Raw genomic sequence first — 20,935 nt, forward strand, 5'->3', positions numbered from 1 at the left:
CTCCTTGTTATCGAGACCCCGCGGTCCCTTCGTAGTGGAATTAGTCCTCTTGGCAGTGCTCGTCTTTGCTCTCACGCAAACAGCAAAGATCTTCGGCAATCACCAACAACGGCGGGGCGTTAAGTACGATCGGCCATTTGTCATCACGAGGTTGAGAAACGACAGTTTGACAAACACACGGCCGGCTTCAGTAGCACGACGATGAAGTGATGCTTATCTTACGTTTCGACGTGGACACGACATGGCAAGCAATCGAGGCTCGGACCCGCGGGGCGAAGCCTCGCCAGGGGGTCAGTCTCAATTGCAAATCCTTTTTGATTTTACGTCACTGTGGATGGTGGCGCATCGAGCGGGGGGCTGGGTTTCACCTGGGGAAGAAACGGGCGAGACGGGGTTGCGGCAGTGAATCGTTCCGTTGGTGACAGTCCATGACCTGCACGAACGGTCATGAAATGCAGCTTTTGGTGCGGCGCCCTCGGGCACGGAGGACTGGGAGGATTGGCATCCGCTCGAAATCAACAGAATTGACGCAATAGCCCAATGTCGCATTGGTACCTCCATTTACCCCAGGAGAATTTAACGTCCTGAAATCTGGCGAGCCAAGGAAATCGCTGGCTTTGCGTGAAGTCCTGGGATTATCGCCGTCTTCCTATCCGGCGCATATCGACAACGCGGCCATCCCTCTGCCTGATGGCAATCTCGAACCGGGAATTTCCTCGCCATGCACGATAAACAAAGAACCGGCCTCGACAATCGATGCGCCTAACGTCTCTGAAGCCGCGACTGCGCAGGAGCCTTTCACCTTGACTGCAGCTGACTCCCCTGCCTCTGTTCAGGTTGGTACCGATCGTGATGCTAACGGACTGGGCGCTGGCTGCGGTAGGCACTATTGCGGGCGCCATCAACAAGCCGAAAACAAGTCCTAGTGCGACAAACAAGTCTTTACGCAACGCTTTTCTCCATGCAATTGGCGATGAGGGCAACGGCAGACTTAATGCCGTTGGTCACGTCAACCGACCCGGCGTAAATCGACGACCCTGCCGTTGTGTCGATTGACTGCAATTTCGAAGCGGCGGCCAGCCTTCCATGCGCGATAGACAAAGAACCGACCGCGACAATCAATCCGCCAGACGTCGTGAAAACCGCGCTCGCGCAGGCGATCCACCCCTGTCTGACAAACGATTGGCCTGCCCCTGTTGAGAACCGTGCCGACGCTGAGGACGGGCGTGGTAGCGTTGGCGATATCAGAATCGATGAGGGAGAATATTGCAAGGCAAAGAGAAAGTGCGGTAACGACAGACCTGGGCATAACGACCTCCTCAGAAACAGCGCACGCCGAAAAACTAGCCTATTCGGCGTAGGCTGTGATCAGCGCAGAATCCAGAAGGTGTGCTCTGAGTGTGTTTGTCGACCGTTGGCGAGCTCACCATATTTGCCCAATGTTCTATCGTTCGACGACGACGAAAAGTCGGGGTTGCTCCGGACCCTCCCGCGCGGACTCAGCGCAGGTCTTGCGCCGGAAGTTGGCGCGCTTCTTAATCCCGCTCTTTTCCGCCATTTGCAAGGAGCATGATCCCGTTCAAGTCGCGTACAAGCAGTTTCTGGCGACCGCCCTCGACCAACCCTTTCGATTCCCATGCGCTCAAGATACGCGACACCGTATGAAGCGTGGTTCCCGTCATCTCGGCGATGTCCTGGCGGGTGATCGGAAAATCGATCCTGATCCCGCTCCCTTCCTTCTTGCCGGCTGTGGTGGTGAGCCTGGCAACGACGTGCGCGACCCGGCGTTCAACCTCCTGGGTCGACATCTCGCGAATGCGTGTATGAGCCTCCTCAAGGCGTTGGCCGATCGTTTGCATGGTAGTTATGGCGAGACTCGGATTGCTTTCGACGAATTGCGGCCACAGGTCCGTCGGCCAGCACAGGATCACGCTTTCGGCTGCAGCCATTGCCGTGCCCGGATAGTCCATTCGCTGCAGCGCCTTGGCAAAGCCAAACAAATCACCCGGATGCACCATTCGCACGATAATCTGCTGTCCGTCTTCCGTCACCTGCAGGACCTTCAGGCGACCGTGCAGAAGGAGGAAGAACGATATTGCGTTCTGACCCTGCTCGAAAACCGCCTCCCCTTGCGGGACTCGTTTGGCGGTGGCGGAATCGAGAAGCCGATCCAAGTCTGCATCGTTCATCTTTGCAAACAGGGGAAGCTGCTTCACGACTGTCCGGTCGATTCTCAATTCTGTCGTCCTAAACTCGCTTTGCGGTAGACGTCAGCGCGATGCGTGCCGATGCCAAGGCTTGTTTTAATCTTTTGAAGATAGGAAGCATACCGTTTTCCTTCGCGGATCAACCGGAAACCCAAATTGTCCGGGGGGGCACCGACGGAACATCCGCCGCCCTTCGGGTTTTTGACGAAGAAACTCATTGGCGAGCGATGCTTGCCGACAGCAAGATAGACCCCGCAGGAGTCCCCGTTTGCGGCGTCGTCCGGATTGTCGAGATTGACCCTGCGGTTGCAGGTTGTGGTCCATTCCCAGACATTTCCGGGAAAATCGGCCAAACCGAATTCATTCTCGCCAAAATATCCGCTCGCCTGCGGAACGGGATTGGCGCTGGCCTTTCTGGCAGTTTCCCTGTCGTAGTCTGCAAGCCATCGCGTGGCCGGGTTCTTGCTGTCGGCACTTACGCCGAGCCCATCGTCAGGGAACCTGGACCCTGCGGCGAAAGCCATTTGCGCGTCCGTGGGCAAAATCCAGTCGAAATCTGTGGCTTTACTAAGCCAAGATGCATAAGCGCGCGCATCCTCGATACTCACACCCGTAACGGGGACATCACCGTTGGTGACTTGATGTTCGGGCGCAGCGGGCTGGCAGTCACCGTCGGCCACGCAGCGCTTGTAGTCGTTTACCGTCACCCCATATTTCATGATTTCCAAAGCGGATTCGGTGATGGTCACCATCGGGCCGTCGACCGCAATACCGTTCTTGAAAAACTCCCCGTGGCTACGATAGGAAAAAGCGCGCGATGCGATCGTTACCGTTCGGGGTTCGCTCATTCGGATCGAAGAAGCACTGTTCTCGAACAAACCAATTTGTGCCGCGCTTAGGCCACCGAGTACAGCAACCAGAAGCCCTGGAATAATGATCGATATTGCGGGAATCTCGCGGTGTTGCAGGGCGGCTGCCATTTTTGGCCTCCAGCGTGAAGTCAGAAAAAGCTTTCATATTACGGTCGTGTTGTTTGGACGGTTGGCTGCCGGTGAATGTCGAACGGGCTTCGCGCCCGCCCGACATTCACCCCGGTATCAGCTTTCTGGAGCCAATACCGAAGTCATCAGATCGTCATTCCAGTCGCCCGTGACCTTGAAATGGGCGGCAGCGCCCAATTCAAAAGCCTCGATGAGATTGTGGTTCACGTAGGCGTAGATCCCGGGCTGCGCGAAGGTGTAGAACGCTGCCCCAGCGGTGCCGCCCGGAATGAACCATGTTTCCTGGTCATAGTCGGGCACGTTATGGAATTTGCCCGTTGCCCAGACATATTCGCCATGCCCGCCAATCAAATGGGGCCGCGTGTCGCGGTTGGCCTGGGAATGGACGATAAGGACCTTCTCACCAACCGCAGCCTTCAGGGCATTCTCTCCGGTCAGCGCGCCCACGGCACCGTTAAAGACGATATGGCTGGGCGTGAGCCTGCGCATGACTTCAAGTGTATCGGCATAGGCATCGGCGGCCGTATCGTATGTCTTGAATTTGCCATCAGCATCCCGCGGTACATAGAAGTCCTGTTCGCCGACGTAGTAAATCTTGTCGTAGGTAAGTTCATTGCCCTTGCCGTCAGCAAGACCGTCGCGTGGAAGTACCATGATCGCCCCGTTCATGCCGGACGTTACGTGCCAGGGAACCATTCCGGGAGGTGCGCAGTGGTAGACGAACACGCCGGCTTTCGTAGCCTTAAAGCGCAGAACAGTCTTTTCGCCAGGATTGACCACGGTCAAGGCACCGCCTCCAAGGCCGCCCGTTGCGGCGTGAAAGTCGATGTTGTGCGGCATGGTATTGGTATCAGGATTGACCAACGTCACTTCAACATAGTCGTCTTGATGGACAACGATCATAGGCCCTGGGACAGAACCGTCGAACGTCATCGCATTAATTTCGGTGCCCTGGTCATCAATCACCATTTTCTTTTCTTGGATGGTAAGCGTGACTTCGATGACCTTGGGTCCACCCTGTGCCTTCTGTGTGTGGGCATGGACAAATGGTGGCTTTACAAGTTCGATTTTCTGGCGCTTAAGCGTTGCTATGTCCGCTGGCGTTGACTTGATCGCAACTTTCGCTGCGGGTGCTGCCGCATTGGCCAGAATGGGTGTCAGTACCCCGGTGATAGCTGCGCCGGCCAAGATAGTGCGGCGAGAAATATTCATTTGATTCGTCATCGCTGTTCTCCTTGATGCACGACGCCGGGCGAATGTCAGCCGGCATGACCATCAATAGCAGTCCTCGCGAAGCACTCTTTGTTGCAAAACAAATAGCAACAGAAGCATGAAAAGCTTTTTGTCGCAGATAGTACTTGTAATTCGTTCGTTTTTAGAGAAGTTCTAAAGAAGTTGCGTGCGCTTCTTTTAAAATCGATCGTAGACGGCAAATATATAAAGCCAGCAATTGTTTGATCTGGGATCAAAAAAGATCTTTGGTTCCGTGGGTTAGAATTGGCCTTTCCAGCTTTCCGTTTGTGCAAACGCAAGGAGCGCCCGCCCAAAATGCGGCAGTGTCATTTGGAACATCAAAGCAATGGAGAACGAAATGGACGGAGCTCCCATAGCAAAACGGGGTGGAATTCCTCGGGGCATTTCGAACACGGGCCCGATCGTATTTTCGTACGGGTTCCGTCCGTTTTTTCTTGGCGCGGCTTCCTGGGCAATACTCTCCATGGTCCTGTGGATAGCAGCAATTGAGTTCGGATTTCCTGCTGGCGGAACCTATGGAGCGGTGCAATGGCACGCTCACGAGATGTTGTTCGGATTTGCGCCCGCTGTGCTTGCTGGTTTTTTGTTGACGGCAGTCCCCAACTGGACCGGAAGGCTGCCCGTATCCGGGTTTCCGCTCGTGGTGCTTTTATCTATTTGGTTGGCAGGACGCGTCGCCATGTTGTCATCGGGGACGATTGGCCTCTTGCCTGCTGTTGCCATTGACGCATCGTTCCTTTTGTCGTTTCTCTTCATTTGCGCTCGGGAAGTTATCGCAGGCCGCAAGTGGAAGGATCTGAAAGTTATCGCTGGATTGGCTGGCCTGACAACCGCGAACATATTCTTCCACTATTCCGTCATCAACGGGGACGCTACAGGAACGGCAACCCGCTTGGCCATCTCTGCCTATGCAATGCTCGTCATAATTGTGGGTGGTCGGATTCTTCCGAGCTTTACGCGCAATTGGCTCAATCGCTTCGGTAGAACCGACTTCCCCGCGCCCTACGACACGTTCGATGTCACCGCCATTTTCGGTGCCTTGGGAACTTTTGCCCTTTGGACTTTCTGGCCAGAGAGCAAAGGCACCGCAATAGCTGCGGTCGTAGCAGCGATCCTCCAAGGTGTTCGGCTGATGCGTTGGCGCGGATGGACTACGCACCCCGAAAAGCTGCTTTTGGTACTGCACGCTGCGTATTTGTTCGTTTCACTTGGCTTCATCGCTATCACGGCCGGCGCAACAGGATTGATGGACCAGGTCTCGGTTTTGCACGTGCTTACAATAGGTTCGATTGCATGCATGATGCTTGCCGTCATGACCCGGGTAAGCCGGGGCCACACAGGACGCGTTCTGACATCGTCGGCCACGACGAACGCTGCTTACATGGCAATCATCGCCGCAGCGATTGTCCGTCCAGTCGCCAACGTCTTTCCAGCGACGCACCAAGTGTTGGTTCCTGCCGCGGGAATTTTATGGATCCTTGCCTTCGGATTGTTTCTGTTTGAATACGCCCCGATGCTGACACGCGCCAAGCGAACTTCGAAGTGAGCCTTGCCCTTGGTCTGAATACTGGTCCAAATTCATTTTGAACCGACGACGACGACCATCGGCTCAAGCCTTTGATCCGCCGCTATGTCGCGTAGACGCAAGTACTGACATCCGCCTTTCCCATGAACTTATCATATGGGCCGCTCCCGATGGGCGCGTTGACCGCGACAGGTTTGACCAGCATCCCGGTCTAGCCAAATAAAGCCGGGACGAGATCGGGCCGGTATGAGCTCTAAGTGAAATGATCCGCGGCTACGGCCGCCGCAAGGCAGAGCAAACGGGCGTGATACTGGATGTGGACTGTCCGGCGCTGAAAGGCCGCGGCAAAGCATTTGTGGAATTTGCTCAGTGAAGGCAGGTGAGTGCCAATGACGGACTAGCGTGAGAACAAAAGCCTCGCCTCGCCCGTGATCCTTTCTGGCGACCATGGCGGCTCGTAGGTAAGATCGACGTCTACACCATTCACACCGGGCACGGCGCAGATGTGCAACTTCACTGCCTCTTGAAGGAAACCCGTAGCCGGGCATGCCCTTGTGGTCGTTGTCATCGTGACGCGAACATCTCCACTGGCGGACACGTCGATCGCATAAATCAATCCGAGGTCAACGATATTCTCACCAAGTTCGGGATCGAGTATGATCCTCAGCGACGTCCGCACCGAGGATCGAAGTGCTTCAATCCTTGCTTCATCCATCGCTGTTTTCCGTCTTTGTGCCAACGCGGATGAGGAGTCGATAGGCTTCTCCGGCGTCGTCGAAACTCCCCACCCACTGGTGATGGCGGCGGGTTAGCTCGGGAAAAAGAAACAATGGCTCACGGGACAAGAGCGCGAACAACACCCTGCCCGGCTCCATCTGTTCAGTGGCGGCCAGGATCCGAACCATCGGCTCCGGTGGATCAAGATCCGTAAGGTCGAGGCTGGTCTCAGGATCGGGCCAGAGTTGCGGCATCTCCGCATTGGTCGAAACGTCGACTGCAGGTTCGGCCGCGGCCTTCGGCGTAAACAATACCTCCCAATCCCCGCCGTCAATTTCGCTGGCCTTGCTTGTGAACCCCCGTCCTTCCATGACACGAAAGAGCGGTTCTGGACGAAACGTTGCGAGAAGCCGCAATCCCTGCCCGGGCTTCAGACCCGAAACGGCCTGCATGATCGCCTGGAAGGGTTCCCCGCCGTTTCGCAGGATTGGACGGACATCGAGTTCATGGGGCTGTTGTATCATTTGCGTCTCCTCAAGATGAACGTGACAAGAAAAGGTTCGGCCGCCGCGTCCCGGCCGGCAGTTGCAGTGCGGGTGCCACGTCGGCAAGGCGGCGGGCCCTTACGTACTGTGCAACGATGACGATGCTGGCCAGGAACTGGATGAGACACGCGCTGCGGAAGAGGTTTGCCTGTGCCAAAAGGATGCATATCGTCCCTGCGGCAACGCTTGCATAGTAGATCACAAACCAAACGCTTGCATCCTTCTCCCGAACGAGGTCCTGCACGCGCGGCGTGGCCGATTTGCCAAGCACAGGCCCGTAGCACTCAAGCCATGTGAGAAAGGGAATGATCTTGTATAGTTGGGCAAGGCCCAGCCCGGTCAACCAGCCGAACACGAAAGCGTATATCAAAGCAGCAATCGCGTTGTCGCCATGGTCAAAATAAAGGACGGTCAGGAGCAGCGCCGAAGCAACGAGCGCACCATAGGCACCGACACTGGCTGAGCTGTTGAGTTCGACGGTTTTGCGCACACGCCTGCGATAGATGCGGACAACGTCGCTTGCATAAAGTCCGACGACCACAATGGCAAATATCCCCGCAATTGTCAGGCTTGCGTTCAAGGGGGCCGCGAACGCAATGATAAATGCAATTCCACCAGCGACAAGCATCAAAGCTCCCGCGCCAATCCACAACACTGCGCGGCTGACGCGTGCTGCACTGTCCGGCGACAGCATGAACATCATCAGCAGGCGATAACTCACGCCAATCGCCGTGAAACTCATCCAACCACCCAGACCGAGGACCGCGTGGATCGGCAAACCGTTCAGAACGAGCCGCGAGAAGATTTCGTTTTCATTGATCCCGGATAATTCAAGAGCGAACGTTCCTCCGAGCGTTGCGGTAGCGACTAGGCAACCGATGCCGATTGCAACGAAACGGGCGGGCACCGTTAAAGGCCGCGCTTGCCAAAGCGTCAGACCGATGATCGTCACTGCGATCAGAATGCCGAGAAAAAGGGCGCCGGCGCCTACAGCCAGATCATGGGTATGGAGCGAAACTACGCCGGCAAGAGCGGCAAAGCCCCCTTCCAGACACACAAGCCCAATGACGATGAGCAGCAGTGCCGGCAGTGCCAAACGCTCCGCACGCAGCGATCGCCCGACCAGCACGGGCACAAATTGCAAGAGTGCCCCCAGAAAGAGCAACGTCAACCAACCAATGGTGATGATGTGGACAAGCATCAAGGTCTCTGGCGCCCTGAGCGGCGCTGAAGGAAAACCAACGCCAGCAACCATCATTGTCTCTCCAAGGAAGAGGAACAAGAGTGCAACAGCAAAGTAGGTTATCGTCCAGCGGGACAGCGCCGCTCCGGGCATAATATCAATCTCCAGTCAAAGATGTCTGCGGCTTAGTTTCCGCCGCAGGTGCATTCATGAGTATCGACCACGGCGGCGGTGAGTCTTCCGATGGAAACGCGCCACTCCTGCGGACCCTCTTCAAGATAGTCCCATGAAAACTGGCCAGGAAACTTCGTTTCGAGCTGGTAGTGCAGCGGTCGTGGAGGATGGTCGCTGATGATGGTGAGCGATGTTCCCACGACAAGCGCGTCGATGAGCGCGAAAATAGTGGAGTGCCGTGCGTGGGGCGCAAGCGTGCGCACATCGAGAATATGTTCCCTTTTGGGGGCTAAATCTACCATGACGATCTCTTATACGGCCGGTTGCAAGGTCATCCGGAATGCATGGCCCAAGCTGGTCCGGACGCAGCTTACTCCTACATCGAGCGCGGCTGCGGAAACTTGAGGCAGCGCAAACAATTCAGACAATGGCATTGGCGACGCGTTGTTGATCTCGCGCAAAGACCCGGCCGACGGAAGCATCTATTTTCGGTGCCACCGTCACATGCTGATCAGGAACGCCTAATGGACCCGGAGATTTTGACAAAGTACGGCGAGGTTCGGCTGCCGCGCTACACGAGCTACCCGACCGCCCCGCGATTTTCGCCCGCCATCGGCAAGGGAACCTATGGGGACTGGCTGGGGAACATTCCTGCCAGCGACCCGGTCTCGTTATATCTGCACATCCCGTTCTGCCGGTCGATGTGCTGGTATTGCGGTTGTCATACGACAATCAGCCAACAGGATCAGCCGATCACCGACTACCTTCATTTTCTGAAGAGCGAAATCGACATGGTTGTTCAACGGGCTCCCAAATCGTTGCGGGTCGGTGAGGTGCATTTTGGCGGGGGTACGCCGACGATCATTCAACCCGACGAATTTCTGGTGCTGATGACGCTCTTGCGCCGGTGGTTCGAGTTTTCTGACGCAACGAACATCGCCGTCGAGATCGATCCGCGCCGGCTGACCAACGACATGGCGGCGGCCCTCGGCACCGGGGGCGTCGCCCGGGCGAGCCTCGGCGTGCAGACCTTTGATCCCCTCGTCCAGAAGGCCATCAATCGAATCCAGACCGAGCAACAGACGCTGGAGGCTGTTCGCAACCTTCGCAAGAATGGAGTGCGACGCATCAATTTCGACCTGATCTACGGGCTGCCGCATCAGACGGAACAATCCTGCGTCGCAACGACGAAGGCTGCCATCGCCATGAAGCCCGACCGCTTTTCGGTTTTTGGATACGCCCACATCCCTTCTTTCAAGAAACATCAACGGATGATCGACGAAACCGCCCTCGCCGGCACCGCCGGGCGCAACGTACAGGCCGAGGCTATCAAAGAGGCGCTGGTTTCAGCCGGATACCATCAGGTCGGTCTCGACCACTTCGCCCTCAAGACCGACGATCTCGTGATTGCCCAAGACGCGGGGAAGTTAAGACGGAACTTTCAGGGCTACACCACCGACAATTGCGAGACGATGATCGGCTTCGGCGCATCGGCGATCGGTCGGATGGTTGACGGATACGTGCAAAACGAAGTGGCACCGGGACGTTTTGCCCGGTCCATCGGGTCCGGCGAGCTCGCCACGGTGAAGGGCTATCGCTTTACCGGAGACGACAAGTTTCGCGCGCAGGTGATCGAGCGGCTAATGTGCGATTTCAGCGCAGACATTCCATCGATTGCTGCCACGCACGGTTTCGACCCTACCGCACTCCTTAAGGGCAACAGGCGGCTGAAGATGTTGGAAGATGACGGTGTGGTCAGGATCCACGATGGCTGCGTAATCGTCAAAAAGGATCATCGCTTCGTCATCCGGGCGGTCGCCGCCGCTTTCGATGCCTATATTGAGGAAGCCACCCGGACACACAGCAAGGCAGCGTAATCATCGCTGAGGGCGGTCGGCACGCGAGCCGGCCACTTTCCTGCCTAACCAACAAGACCTTGGTAGATGGCAGGAAAGGGCAGACGGTAGCCTGGCAATATTGCCGACGACAGCATACCCGTTCCATCCGAACATTGCAGGCACGTGCAATTTTGGCATCGCGGTCGACAGTGACACCGAAACACTGAGGCCAGAACGGCGTGCTTCCATGACGGCGCGGCGAGTATCCTCCAAAGCAAAACGGCCTTCGTAGTGGTCAACGTCATTGGGTTTGCCGGCGGTCAAAACAAGCAACAGCCTTCCTGCGGTTGGGTTGTAAGCAGGTCCCGCCGAGGCGTGCCGGATCGCCGTGCCGATACGGGTATAGTATCCTGGTTTCAACGCCTGCTATGCGGCTCTCTACCTGATGGACCATCGGCTCACCAAACGTCTTGACGTTTCAATCCTGAATCGCGGCGAGTGTTCTTCGCTGCTGCAATTTCGAGGCACCCCGCCGGGCCGCCATCGCAGCTTGCCAGCTGCTCGTTAGCCGCAACAGCGTATTGGCGGTGGCAAGACCGGGCGACAGATGAATCCTTGCTAGGCGACGCTTTCCGGATCCCTGACCGCCGCCAGCAAGAATGCCGCAGTGAGAGTGCCGAACGCGGCCAGCTCGCTCAGAACGAGCACCCAGACGAGGAAATCGTGCTGCTTGAATTTGCGTGTGCAGCGATCGGACCTCCTGATTGACGTGCATCAGAAATAGAGGGCAGCGTCGCGCTTCTTTGATATGGATCAAAGAAAACCGAGTTCGACCAGTTAGGTTGGGGTGAAATGGAGACCACACATGACGGACGCACCGCTCGGATTGATCATCGCCAAGCCGATTATCATTGTGTTTGCAATCGCACTCAATCGAATGGAGTACTGCAGCGTGCCGGCGCAACGACGGCCGTCATCTTTTCGGTCGCGATCGCGGCCGTCCTTTTTCTGAACCAGTGAGGAAAAATGTTCCGGTCGCCAGATAACAATTTCCCCAAAGAAAACGCTTCTTCTTTGAGGGCAGAAATGCGCGCCAAAGCACTCTTTGAAAGACACGTTGGCGGTGGAGCCCTCTCCTCGCGAACGCCGACGTTTCGTGGTAATTTATGCATTTCGTACGTGTGGGGGCATTCAGCATGATTTCACAATTGACCGGAAGCGAGCGCGTTCTCGCGGCCATCACTTTCTTCGGCCTGATTTGCCTCGGCGTGGCGATGGCCGCCGCCGGACAAGATGATCTCATCGGCACCCATGGCTGGGTCGTTGCGCTCGCCGGTATTGCCGGGGCCATCGCACTTCTGCGCGCCTACGACGCTCCCGAGCCGTCGCCGGCCAGGCTCACCGAATATTATGACGATCCCAGCAAGGTCGGCATCATCCTGACCTTGGTCTGGGGGGTGGTCGGCATGCTCGTTGGCGTATGGGTCGCCGCCTTGCTTGCCTGGCCGGAATTGACCTTTGACGCCGCATGGGCGGGCTTTGGCCGCCTGCGACCGGTCCACACCAGCGGCGTGATCTTCGGCTTCGGAGGCAACGCCCTGATCGCCACCTCGTTACATGTCCTGCAGCGGACGACCCGTGCGCGCCTCCCCGATCAATTCAGTCCCTGGTTCGTCCTGTTTGGCTACAATCTCTTTTGCGTGCTGGCGGCCAGCGGCTATCTTATGGGGATCACCCAATCCAAGGAATATGCCGAGCCGGAATGGTACGCCGACATCTGGCTGGTTGTCGTCTGGCTTGTCTATTTCTCGATCTATATCCGCACGCTGATGCGGCGCAAGGAACCGCACATCTATGTGGCCAACTGGTACTACATGGCCTTCATCCTCGTCGTCGCGCTTTTACACATCATCAACAATCTCGCCGTTCCGGTCTCGTTGGGACATGCAAAGAGCTATTCCTCATTTTCCGGGGTTCAGGATGCCATGACCCAATGGTGGTACGGCCACAATGCCGTCGCCTTTTTCCTCACGGCCGGTTTCCTTGGAATGATGTACTACTACCTCCCGAAGCGGGCCGGGCGCCCGATCTATTCATACAGGATGTCGATCATCAGCTTCTGGGGCATCACCTTCATGTACATGTGGGCGGGCTCGCACCACCTTCACTACACGGCACTACCGCACTGGGTTCAGAGCCTTGGTATGGCTTTCTCGGTGGTCCTGCTTGTACCCTCCTGGGCCTCCGCCGGAAACGCGCTTCTCACGCTGAACGGAGCCTGGCACAAGGTCAGGGATGATGCTGTCCTTCGCTTCATGATGCTCGCAGCGATCTTCTACGGCCTTGCAACCTTCGAAGGCTCGTTCATGGCCATCCGCGCCGTCAACTCGTTGTCGCACTATACCGACTGGACGATCGGGCACGTTCATGCCGGAGCGCTCGGTTGGGTGGCAATGATCACTTACGGCTCGCTCTATGCCTTGACACCATGGCTCTGGAAGCGGCCTGCACTCTATTCTGCGAAGCTGGTCGAGTGGCACTTCTGGCTCGCCCTGTCCGGAACCGTGATCTACGTTTTTGCGATGTGGAATTCGGGCGTGATCCAGGGCCTGATGTGGCGAACCTACAACGACAGTGGCACATTAAACTACACCTTTGTGGACTCGCTGGTCGCCATGCACCCTTACTATATAGCGCGTACGATCGGCGGTTTGCTCTTCCTGACCGGCGCGGTGATTGCCCTCTACAACATCGTGATGACGATCCGCTCGCCCGTGCCTGCCGCCTCGGAATCTGCCTCGGACATCCCCTTCGGGTTTGAACCCGCAGCACCAACCGCCCCTGCCGGAGAGTAAGCATGTTCAATTTTCACTATCGGCTTGAGCGCAATGCAATCGGCTTCGTCCTCGCCATCATCGTCGTCGCAAGCATCGGCGGTTTCATCGAAATCGCTCCGCTGTTTACCATCGACGAAACCGTGGAAAAAGCGCCGGACATGCGGGTCTATACACCGCTCGAGGTTGCCGGCCGCAACATCTACATTCGGGAAGGTTGCTATGCCTGCCACTCCCAGATGATTCGCACGTTGCGCGACGAGGTGGAGCGCTACGGCCCCTATTCGCTGGCGGTGGAGTCGAAATACGATCATCCGATGCTTTGGGGCTCGAAGCGGACGGGACCCGATCTTGCCCGCGTCGGCGGCAAATACTCCAACGACTGGATGACCGCGCACCTGAACAACCCACGTGACGTCGTTCCGGAGTCGAATATGCCTGCCTATCGCTGGCTGTTGCGCAACCAGCTCAAGACGAATGACCTTGGCGAACATCTGGCGGCTTTGCGGGCAGTGGGCGTGCCCTATACCGACGAGATGATCGCCAACGCGCCGAAGGACGCCATCGGCCAGGCCAATCCGGACACCGATCTGGCAGCGGGGGTGACCGAGCGGTACGGCGACAAGACCGACGTCAGCCTGTTTGACGGCAATCAGGGCGCGGTCACCGAGATGGATGCGCTGGTGGCCTACCTCCAGATCCTCGGACATTTGACGGACGCCGCCCATACCACACCGCAGAACGAGGTGGAGTGACATGACAATCGATCATGAGACGTTGACGGGTTTTTCCAAATCATTCGGGCTGTTCTACCTGATCGCCATGTCGATCGGGGTGTTGGTCTACGCTTACTGGCCGTCGAACAAGAAGCCTTTTGACCGTGCAGCCGACGCGGTGGTCTCCGACGAAGAGGACAAGCCATGTCTGTAGGCGAACGCGACCCGTTCACCGGGCATCAAACAACCGGGCACGAATGGAACGGCATCAAGGAATTGAACACTCCCGTTCCCAAACCCGTGTACTTTTTTCTCATCACCTTCGGGGCCTTCGCGTTGGCCTGGACCCTGCTCATGCCGAGTTGGCCGTACGGATCAGGATACTTCAAAGGACTGCTCGGTGTCGATCAGAAGCAGGCGGTCGCCAAATCGATCGCGGAAGCCACCGCAGAGCGGGCAGACTGGATGACGCGCATCGACAAGGAAGATCTTGCACAAATCCAGTCCGACGCCGACCTGATGCGCATTGTGCGCGAGGACGGACGCACCCTTTTCGGAGACAACTGCGCGGCGTGCCATGGGGCGAATGCAAAGGGCAACAAGGGGTTTCCGAACATCGCGCAGGCACCGATGCTGTGGGGTGACGAGCCGCAAACGGTGTTGCAGACCGTGACCGTCGGCATCAATGGCACCGATCCCAACACCCGTGTCTCGCAAATGCTCGCCTTCGGCCGCGAAGGAACATTGACGCAGGCACAGGTTTCGCTCCTGGCTGGCTTTGTCAAATCGCTTGCCGATCCGGCCGCGGTGACTGACAACAGTAAGGAAGATATTGCCAAGGGAAAGGACCTTTTCGCGACCAATTGCGTCGCCTGCCATGGCAACGATGCCAAAGGCCTGGTCGAGAGCGGTGCTCCGAACCTCACGGACGACTATTGGATCCATGGAGGGAGCCGCGACGACATCTACCAGACCATCTATTCCGGCCGCCAAGGTCATATGCCGAGTTGGGGCGCGCGCCTTACCCCTGCGCAGATCAAGATAATCACGCTTTATCTTCTCGAACTGAGGAAGCAGGGAGCCGAGCCGACGGCGGGGGGCGCATCATGAACTTCACCACCGCCCGACCGAAACGCTTGATCTTTCTTGTAGTCGCCGCAGGACTTGGCGTCGTGCTTCTAGCGAACGTTCATTTGGTCTACGTCGCCGTGAAGTCGCGGCCTGAATGCGTTAACCACTTGAAATCCAAGAGCCAGCAGCTTGGCACGTACCGCGCGGCTGATTCAGCATGTTGACTCACGTTAAATTAGGCAAGCAAGCGGCATAGGGAGAGGCTAGATGAAAATTCCAGAAACGGTTCCGCCTCTTCCAAAGGCAGTTGACCGCAACAGGCACCTTTCGCCGCACCAGGCATTCGTCTGGTTTGCGCAAGGCTGGCACGATCTGTGGACGATCCCGTTGCCCAGTCTTGTCTACGGCGCTGGCGTGGCCCTCGTCTCGCTCGCCATCGCCGCCAGCATCCTCTTGTACCAACTGGATTTTGCGTTCTTTCCGGCGCTTGCGGGCTTCCTGGTGGTGGGTCCCGCGCTCGCGACCGGGCTCTATGTCAAGAGCCGTCGCCTGTCCAAGGGATTGCCGGTTACGCTGGCATCCATGGTGATCCCAGAGCGCGGAACCAGCCAGCATATACTGTTCGTCGGTGCCGTCCTGTTGGGATTGATGCTGCTGTGGATGCGTGCGGCAGTGCTTCTTTATGCACTGTTCTTTGGCTGGAGGCCATTCCCGGGCATGAACCATATCATCCCCATGCTGTTTGGCACCCCGATAGGGGTGGCGATGCTTATGATGGGTGTTGTCATTGGCGGGATATTCGCCGCGTTCGCTTTTGCCATCAGCGTTTTCTCCATCCCCATGGTGCTCGACAAGAAGTTTGATGCATTCACTGCCATGGGGACCAGCATGTCGATCGTCTGGAACAATTTGCCGGTGATGCTGGTGTGGGGCGCAATTGTGCTTGGTCTTACCCTTATTGCCCTGCTTTCGGGGATGGTCGGTTTCGTCATCATTTTCCCGCTGCTCGGTCATGCGACCTGGCATGCCTATGTGGCTATGAGGGATCCGGATTAACAAAATGACCTGCTGCACGCCCGCAACGTCCATGGTCTCCGCCGATGCCTTTCGCCCGTCAACCCCGTCGGCCGAGGAATTCCGGCTGGCCAGCCGCAGCATCGGCAACGGTATCCTACAGACCGAAATCTCCGTACCCACGATCCACTGCGGCGGTTGCATCAACAGGATCGAGCGCGGGCTGGCAAGACTCGACGGTGTAAAGGACGTGCGTGTCAATCTGTCGAGCAAACGTTTGGCGCTGCGCTGGTCGGACCAGGGAGCCCCTCCCGATGCAATCGGTGCACTCAAGCAGCTCGGCTATGATGGACATCTCTTTGATCCGAGCGAGGCAGCAAAGCCGGGCGGCGACCTTCCAAGGATGCTCAGGGCCCTCGCTGTTGCCGCGTTTGCCTCGATGAACATCATGTCGCTGTCGGTTTCGGTCTGGGCCGGCGCGGAAGGCTCCACCCGAAACATGCTTCACTGGATTTGTGCCGGCATCGCCCTGCCCGCGCTACTTTACGCTGGACGCATCTTTTATCAATCCGCCTGGCGCGCGCTCCGGCACGGACAAACCAATATGGACGTGCCGATTTCGATCGGCATCGCCACGGCCTTCGCACTGAGTATTTACGATACATATCACGGCTATGAACACGCCTATTTCGACGCGGCAACATCTTTGGTGTTCTTCCTGTTAATCGGGCGCACGCTCGATTACGTGATGCGGGAGCGGACGCGGACGGCGGTCAAGGGTCTCGCACAACTGTCGCCTCGGGGCGCAATGGCGCTCAGAGCGGATGGTGAATACGAATACCTTCCGTTGAAAGCGATCACGCCCGGAACACGGCTGCTCATCACGGCAGGCGAACGGGTCCCTGTCGATTGCAAGGTGGAGCACGGCATCTCCGATATCGACTACTCGCTCGTGACGGGAGAAAGCGCGCCACGCCAGGTTGAAGCGGGCGCAGCCCTGCAGGCCGGGATATTGAACATAACCGGGTCGTTGACGGTCATTGCCACGGCGCTCGCCGAAGAGTCGTTCCTCGCCGAAATGATCCGGCTGATGGAAGCTGCGGAGTTAGGCAAGTCGGCTTACCGCCGAATCGCCGACCGCGCTTCGCGTCTTTATGCGCCGGCGGTGCACTTGACGTCGCTCCTCAGTTTTCTTGGCTGGATGGTTATTCAAGGCGACGTGCATCAGGCGACCACCATCGCCATTGCCGTTTTGATCATCACCTGTCCGTGCGCGCTCGGGCTTGCTGTGCCGATGGTCCAGGTCATGGCCGCACGCCGGCTGTTCGAAAGCCGGATCATGGTCAAGGACGGATCGGCCATGGAGCGGCTCAACGATATTGACACCGTCGTCTTCGACAAGACGGGGACGCTGACACTCGGTCAGCTGCAGGTGACCAATATTGATCTGACTGACCCGGATGCGCTTTCCATGGCGGCTGGGCTCGCCGCGCACTCCCGACATCCGAATGCAAAGGCTATAGGCGAAGCTGCAAGGGTACGTACTGGAACCTCGCATCGGTTTGAGGCGGTAAGAGAATATCCCGGCCTCGGCATTCAGGGCATCTGCCAAGGCAAGGCTTATCGACTTGGGCGCGCGCTTTTCGCATGCGGAACGGAGAGTGCATCACCTGACACCGTTCTTTCATGCGAGGGACGCCCGCTTGCCGCCTTCGCATTTTCTGACAAGCTGCGCCCCGGGGCGAAGGAGCTTGTCGACAAACTGCGCAACGCCGGAATTTCGATGGAGATCCTTTCGGGGGACGGCATATCGGCCGTAAGGAAAATCGGCCTCGAACTTGGCATTGCCGACTACACTGCCGGCATCCTGCCCGGTGGCAAACTTGAGCGTATCAAAGCCCTGTCAGACCAGGGTCGCAAGGTCCTCATGGTTGGTGACGGCTTGAACGACGCACCCGCCCTTATGGCAGCGCACGTTTCTATGGCCCCCGCCAGCGCTGCTGACGTTGGCCGCAACAATGCCGACTTCGTCTTTCTCCAGGACAGCCTCGATACGGTGTTTCTCGCCTACCGAATTTCCCGGGATGCCGGTAAGTTGATCCGCCAGAACTTCATCATCGCGATCGGGTACAACGTCATTGCGCTGCCAGTCGCGATCCTTGGTTATGCAACGCCATTTGTCGCCGCGCTGGCTATGTCGCTGTCATCCATAATCGTTGTGGCCAATGCGCTGAGATTAAAAGGCGAGCCGATGCGAGGAAAGGCAAAGCCTTTGAGCCTAGAGCCAAAGTTGGAGCAATTGGCAGTATGAAAGACTTCTTCTACCTGATCCCAATTTCGCTGGCGCTTGGTCTGGCAGGGCTGGTGCTGTTCCTTTGGTCGCTCAAGAACGGCCAATACGAGGATCTGGACGGCGCGTCCGAGCGCATTCTCTATGACGATGACAGGCCTTCGCAGCTCGAATGAGACACTGAAACAGCCCCGAACCTGTGTCGGCCGACTGGAATGCCCGTATCGGTCGTTTCAGCAATAAAAAATTGTCATTATTGATTTGTCTCAAGGAAGAGATACGAAAAACGCGCGAAGACGATACAACGTCAACAATCACGGGTTTCTTCTGAGATGACCGAGTTTCTGATAGCGTTCGGAGCGTTTCTCATTCTCCATTCCGTTCCCGCGATTGCCCCGATCCGTCAAGGATTGATCGAGCGCTTAGGTCGCCCGACATACTTCATCACGTATTCGGTGGTCTCCCTGGTGATACTTGGCTGGCTCATTCATGCGACGCTTTACCTGGACTATGTGCCTTTGTGGGACCCTCAACCTTGGCAGGCCTGGACCACGATGGTTACGGCACCCATCGGAATTTTTCTCGTCCTCGCTGGACTCTTTTCGGTCAACCCACTGTCCCTTTCCATCCGGCGAGGCCTGCGTCGCGGCTCCATCGTCGCAGTCACCCGTCACCCCGTACTTTGGGGCTTTCTGATCTGGGCGGCAGCGCATCTTGTGCCCAACGGGGACTTGGGCGGGGTTTTGCTGTTTGGTGGCCTCGCACTTTTTTGCGGTGCTGGCTTTTTCATTGTCGAAAGAAGGGGTCGCAGGCGACTGGGCGAGGATTGGAACCGCATTGCCCGAGCAACTTCCATCGTGCCCCTCAGCGCGATATTGGGTGGGCGCGCGAGGCTGTCAGTTGATGCGCCCATGGCATCCGCATTGATTTTGACCGCCGCACTGACCTATTGGCTTCTTGCCGGAGGGCACACGGTGCTCTTTGTCGCGGACCCTCTCGCCTTGGCTCTGCCGGGTTCGTGATCAATTACGATTGGCCCTGCCAGACGGCTGACTGGAGGGCGACGGAAAGGTCCACAAGATGGATCGCACGTGCTGCGAGATGGTCGACAATTCGTGCAGAAAAAGGGTCATCCGATAAGCAATCCGCACGAGGGATGTGACCCTTGGGTTCTCCTTGATGATTGCGGCAGGCTGGATGCGGATGAACACAAGCATTACGAAAGCCTGTGCCGCGTTCACCCGAGCGCGCGGACTTATGCCGCCGACTGTGCCGCAGGCCGCGCGGCCAATGGTATTTCGAATATGAAAATGAGGACTGCGACGACGAGCTTGCGCTTCAGTGGAGAGGCGAGCATTTCCTTTGAGGCGAATTTATTTCAGTTCGATGGAGTTATCCATCACGTTAGCTACAGGCCCCCGCAAATTTGATCGGCATTGCGGCGGTTGTGCGATGAATAGGGTATCCGAGCGATGTGGCCCAACCTCGACCGAACCTCGACACGTGCTTTCTCAAGCGTGGGCTACTTCGTGACACTTCCAAGTGGGGACAATTACCGCCGCTCCGCTCAAGTGCCCGGATCGCAGATTCGCGAGCGCGGTGTTCGCCTCTTCCAACGAATAACGAACGGTAGTGGTCATCACTGCGGCGTCAGCAGCGACGGGAAAGAAATCTTTGGCATCCTGACGTGTGAGATTTGCCACGGAAACCAGCTCGCGTTCGCCCCAGAGTGCTGCGTACGGCATGCTCGGAATGTCACTCATATGAATACCGCCGCACACCACGCAGCCACCCTTGCGCACAGCCTGTAGGGCCTTTGGTACAAGATCACCTATCGGAGCGAAAATGATGGCCGCATCAAGTTCCTCAGGCGGTTTTTCGTCCGAGCCGCCCCACCAGATCGCACCGAGTTTGCTGGCAAAACTTTGGGCCTGCAAATCTCCTTTGCGGGTAAACGCATAGACCTTTCGCCCCTGCCACTTGCATATCTGCGTGATGATGTGTGCCGCTGCACCGAAACCATAAAGCCCGATTTTTTGGGCTTCGCCACATTTCTTCAGTGAACGCCAGCCAATCAGGCCCGCACATAGGAGCGGCGCCAGAGAAACGGCGTCCGCAGCCGGATCAAGTTCAATTGAGAAACTGTCGTCAGCAATCGCATGGGTCGCAAATCCACCGTCGCGGGTATATCCTGTGAATATTGGCTCGTCGCAAAGGTTTTCGGCCCCTCGCCTGCAATAATCGCATCGGCCGCACGCATGACCGAGCCAGGGAACGCCGAGACGTTTGCCCAGTCGCGTTACGCTAACGCCCTGTCCGATGCCGACGACTTTGCCGACGATCTCGTGTCCAGGAATGAGCGGCAAGCGTGCATTTTTGAGATCGCCGTCGACGATATGGAGATCTGTCCTGCACACGGCGCAGGCTTCGACTTCGATCAGAATCTCTCCTGCGCGCGGCTCAGGTAGCTTGCGTCCCTCCAGTCTCAGCGGTTCCCCAATTTTGTGGAGAACCATTGCTTGCATTTGCCCGCTCATCGCCATTTCCATCACGCGCGCAACGCGCC

General features: G+C 57.2%; 19 protein-coding genes and 1 pseudogene. 10 read left to right on the plus strand and 10 right to left on the minus strand.

Going from position 1 to position 20,935, the window contains the following annotated elements; genetic code table 11:
- Positions 1-1,009 precede the first annotated feature (1,009 nt).
- The 4 genes from AAAB35_RS00985 to nirK all read right to left on the minus strand — a co-directional run bounded on the left by AAAB35_RS00985 (position 1,010) and on the right by nirK (position 4,432).
- A complete protein-coding gene (locus tag AAAB35_RS00985) occupies positions 1,010-1,309 on the minus strand; it encodes a hypothetical protein (protein ID WP_340666386.1) in 300 nt (99 codons plus the stop codon).
- Between the two features lie 226 nt (positions 1,310-1,535).
- Positions 1,536-2,237 carry a Crp/Fnr family transcriptional regulator gene (locus AAAB35_RS00990; RefSeq protein WP_340666387.1) on the minus strand — a complete coding sequence of 234 codons (702 nt, stop codon included), beginning with the start codon at positions 2,235-2,237 and terminating at the stop codon, positions 1,536-1,538.
- On the minus strand, positions 2,234-3,187 hold the full coding sequence (locus AAAB35_RS00995; protein ID WP_340666388.1) for a formylglycine-generating enzyme family protein: 954 nt from the start codon (positions 3,185-3,187) through the stop codon (positions 2,234-2,236). Before AAAB35_RS00995 ends, AAAB35_RS00990 begins: the two co-directional genes overlap by 4 nt.
- Before the next feature lie 117 nt (positions 3,188-3,304).
- Positions 3,305-4,432, minus strand: a complete 1,128-nt coding sequence (gene nirK, locus AAAB35_RS01000) for a copper-containing nitrite reductase (RefSeq protein ID WP_340666389.1) — start codon at positions 4,430-4,432, stop codon at positions 3,305-3,307.
- Positions 4,433-4,799: 367 nt separating this feature from the next.
- Between nirK and AAAB35_RS01005 the strand changes: the two genes are divergently transcribed.
- Complete coding sequence (locus AAAB35_RS01005; RefSeq protein ID WP_340666390.1) at positions 4,800-6,008, plus strand: NnrS family protein; 1,209 nt, start codon at positions 4,800-4,802, stop codon at positions 6,006-6,008.
- 376 nt (positions 6,009-6,384) lie between these two features.
- On the opposite strand, the gene AAAB35_RS01010 is transcribed toward AAAB35_RS01005, so the two are convergent.
- Genes AAAB35_RS01010 through AAAB35_RS01025 form a run of 4 tightly spaced genes read right to left on the minus strand, consistent with a single transcriptional unit; the run spans position 6,385 to position 8,908 of the window.
- Entirely contained in the window at positions 6,385-6,702 is a 318-nt protein-coding gene (locus AAAB35_RS01010) for a metal-sulfur cluster assembly factor (RefSeq protein WP_340666391.1), read from the minus strand.
- Positions 6,695-7,228, minus strand: a complete 534-nt coding sequence (locus AAAB35_RS01015) for a DUF2249 domain-containing protein (RefSeq protein WP_340666392.1) — start codon at positions 7,226-7,228, stop codon at positions 6,695-6,697. Before AAAB35_RS01015 ends, AAAB35_RS01010 begins: the two co-directional genes overlap by 8 nt.
- 10 nt (positions 7,229-7,238) lie before the next feature.
- Positions 7,239-8,585, minus strand: coding sequence for a hypothetical protein (locus tag AAAB35_RS01020; RefSeq protein WP_340666393.1), 1,347 nt, complete (start codon positions 8,583-8,585; stop codon positions 7,239-7,241).
- 32 nt (positions 8,586-8,617) lie between these two features.
- Positions 8,618-8,908, minus strand: coding sequence for a DUF2249 domain-containing protein (locus tag AAAB35_RS01025; protein WP_340666394.1), 291 nt, complete (start codon positions 8,906-8,908; stop codon positions 8,618-8,620).
- Between the two features lie 222 nt (positions 8,909-9,130).
- Here AAAB35_RS01025 and hemN point away from each other — a divergent pair, with 222 nt between their 5' ends.
- Positions 9,131-10,483, plus strand: a complete 1,353-nt coding sequence (hemN, locus tag AAAB35_RS01030; RefSeq protein ID WP_340666395.1) for an oxygen-independent coproporphyrinogen III oxidase — start codon at positions 9,131-9,133, stop codon at positions 10,481-10,483.
- 44 nt (positions 10,484-10,527) lie between these two features.
- Here hemN and AAAB35_RS01035 read toward each other — a convergent pair.
- A pseudogene (locus AAAB35_RS01035) lies at positions 10,528-10,919 on the minus strand (protein norD); the annotation flags it as partial.
- 721 nt (positions 10,920-11,640) lie between these two features.
- Here AAAB35_RS01035 and ccoN point away from each other — a divergent pair.
- The 8 genes from ccoN to AAAB35_RS01075 all read left to right on the plus strand — a co-directional run bounded on the left by ccoN (position 11,641) and on the right by AAAB35_RS01075 (position 19,391).
- On the plus strand, positions 11,641-13,299 hold the full coding sequence (gene ccoN, locus AAAB35_RS01040) for a cytochrome-c oxidase, cbb3-type subunit I (RefSeq protein WP_340666396.1): 1,659 nt from the start codon (positions 11,641-11,643) through the stop codon (positions 13,297-13,299).
- Between the two features lie 2 nt (positions 13,300-13,301).
- Positions 13,302-14,033 carry a cytochrome-c oxidase, cbb3-type subunit II gene (gene ccoO, locus AAAB35_RS01045; protein WP_340666397.1) on the plus strand — a complete coding sequence of 244 codons (732 nt, stop codon included), beginning with the start codon at positions 13,302-13,304 and terminating at the stop codon, positions 14,031-14,033.
- Between the two features lies 1 nt (position 14,034).
- Positions 14,035-14,208, plus strand: coding sequence for a cbb3-type cytochrome c oxidase subunit 3 (locus AAAB35_RS01050; RefSeq protein ID WP_340666398.1), 174 nt, complete (start codon positions 14,035-14,037; stop codon positions 14,206-14,208).
- The gene (gene ccoP, locus AAAB35_RS01055) at positions 14,199-15,104 is read left to right on the plus strand and encodes a cytochrome-c oxidase, cbb3-type subunit III (RefSeq protein ID WP_340666399.1); all 906 of its coding nucleotides are present in this window, start codon (positions 14,199-14,201) and stop codon (positions 15,102-15,104) included. The genes AAAB35_RS01050 and ccoP overlap by 10 nt, the downstream gene beginning before the upstream one ends.
- Positions 15,105-15,332: 228 nt before the next feature.
- The gene (locus AAAB35_RS01060; RefSeq protein WP_340666400.1) at positions 15,333-16,121 is read left to right on the plus strand and encodes a DUF2189 domain-containing protein; all 789 of its coding nucleotides are present in this window, start codon (positions 15,333-15,335) and stop codon (positions 16,119-16,121) included.
- A gap of 4 nt (positions 16,122-16,125) precedes the next feature.
- Positions 16,126-18,390, plus strand: a complete 2,265-nt coding sequence (locus tag AAAB35_RS01065; RefSeq protein WP_340666401.1) for a cation-translocating P-type ATPase — start codon at positions 16,126-16,128, stop codon at positions 18,388-18,390.
- On the plus strand, positions 18,387-18,545 hold the full coding sequence (gene ccoS / locus AAAB35_RS01070) for a cbb3-type cytochrome oxidase assembly protein CcoS (protein WP_340666402.1): 159 nt from the start codon (positions 18,387-18,389) through the stop codon (positions 18,543-18,545). Before AAAB35_RS01065 ends, ccoS begins: the two co-directional genes overlap by 4 nt.
- A gap of 156 nt (positions 18,546-18,701) precedes the next feature.
- Positions 18,702-19,391 (plus strand): NnrU family protein, encoded by a 690-nt coding sequence (locus AAAB35_RS01075; RefSeq protein WP_340666403.1) that lies wholly within the window; start codon positions 18,702-18,704, stop codon positions 19,389-19,391.
- 489 nt (positions 19,392-19,880) lie between these two features.
- Here AAAB35_RS01075 and AAAB35_RS01080 read toward each other — a convergent pair whose 3' ends face one another.
- Complete coding sequence (locus AAAB35_RS01080; protein WP_340666410.1) at positions 19,881-20,894, minus strand: zinc-dependent alcohol dehydrogenase family protein; 1,014 nt, start codon at positions 20,892-20,894, stop codon at positions 19,881-19,883.
- Between the last annotated feature and the right edge of the window lie 41 nt (positions 20,895-20,935).

Origin of the sequence: Phyllobacterium sp. (assembly GCF_037994425.1) — a bacterium.
Lineage (GTDB): Bacteria > Pseudomonadota > Alphaproteobacteria > Rhizobiales > Rhizobiaceae > Phyllobacterium.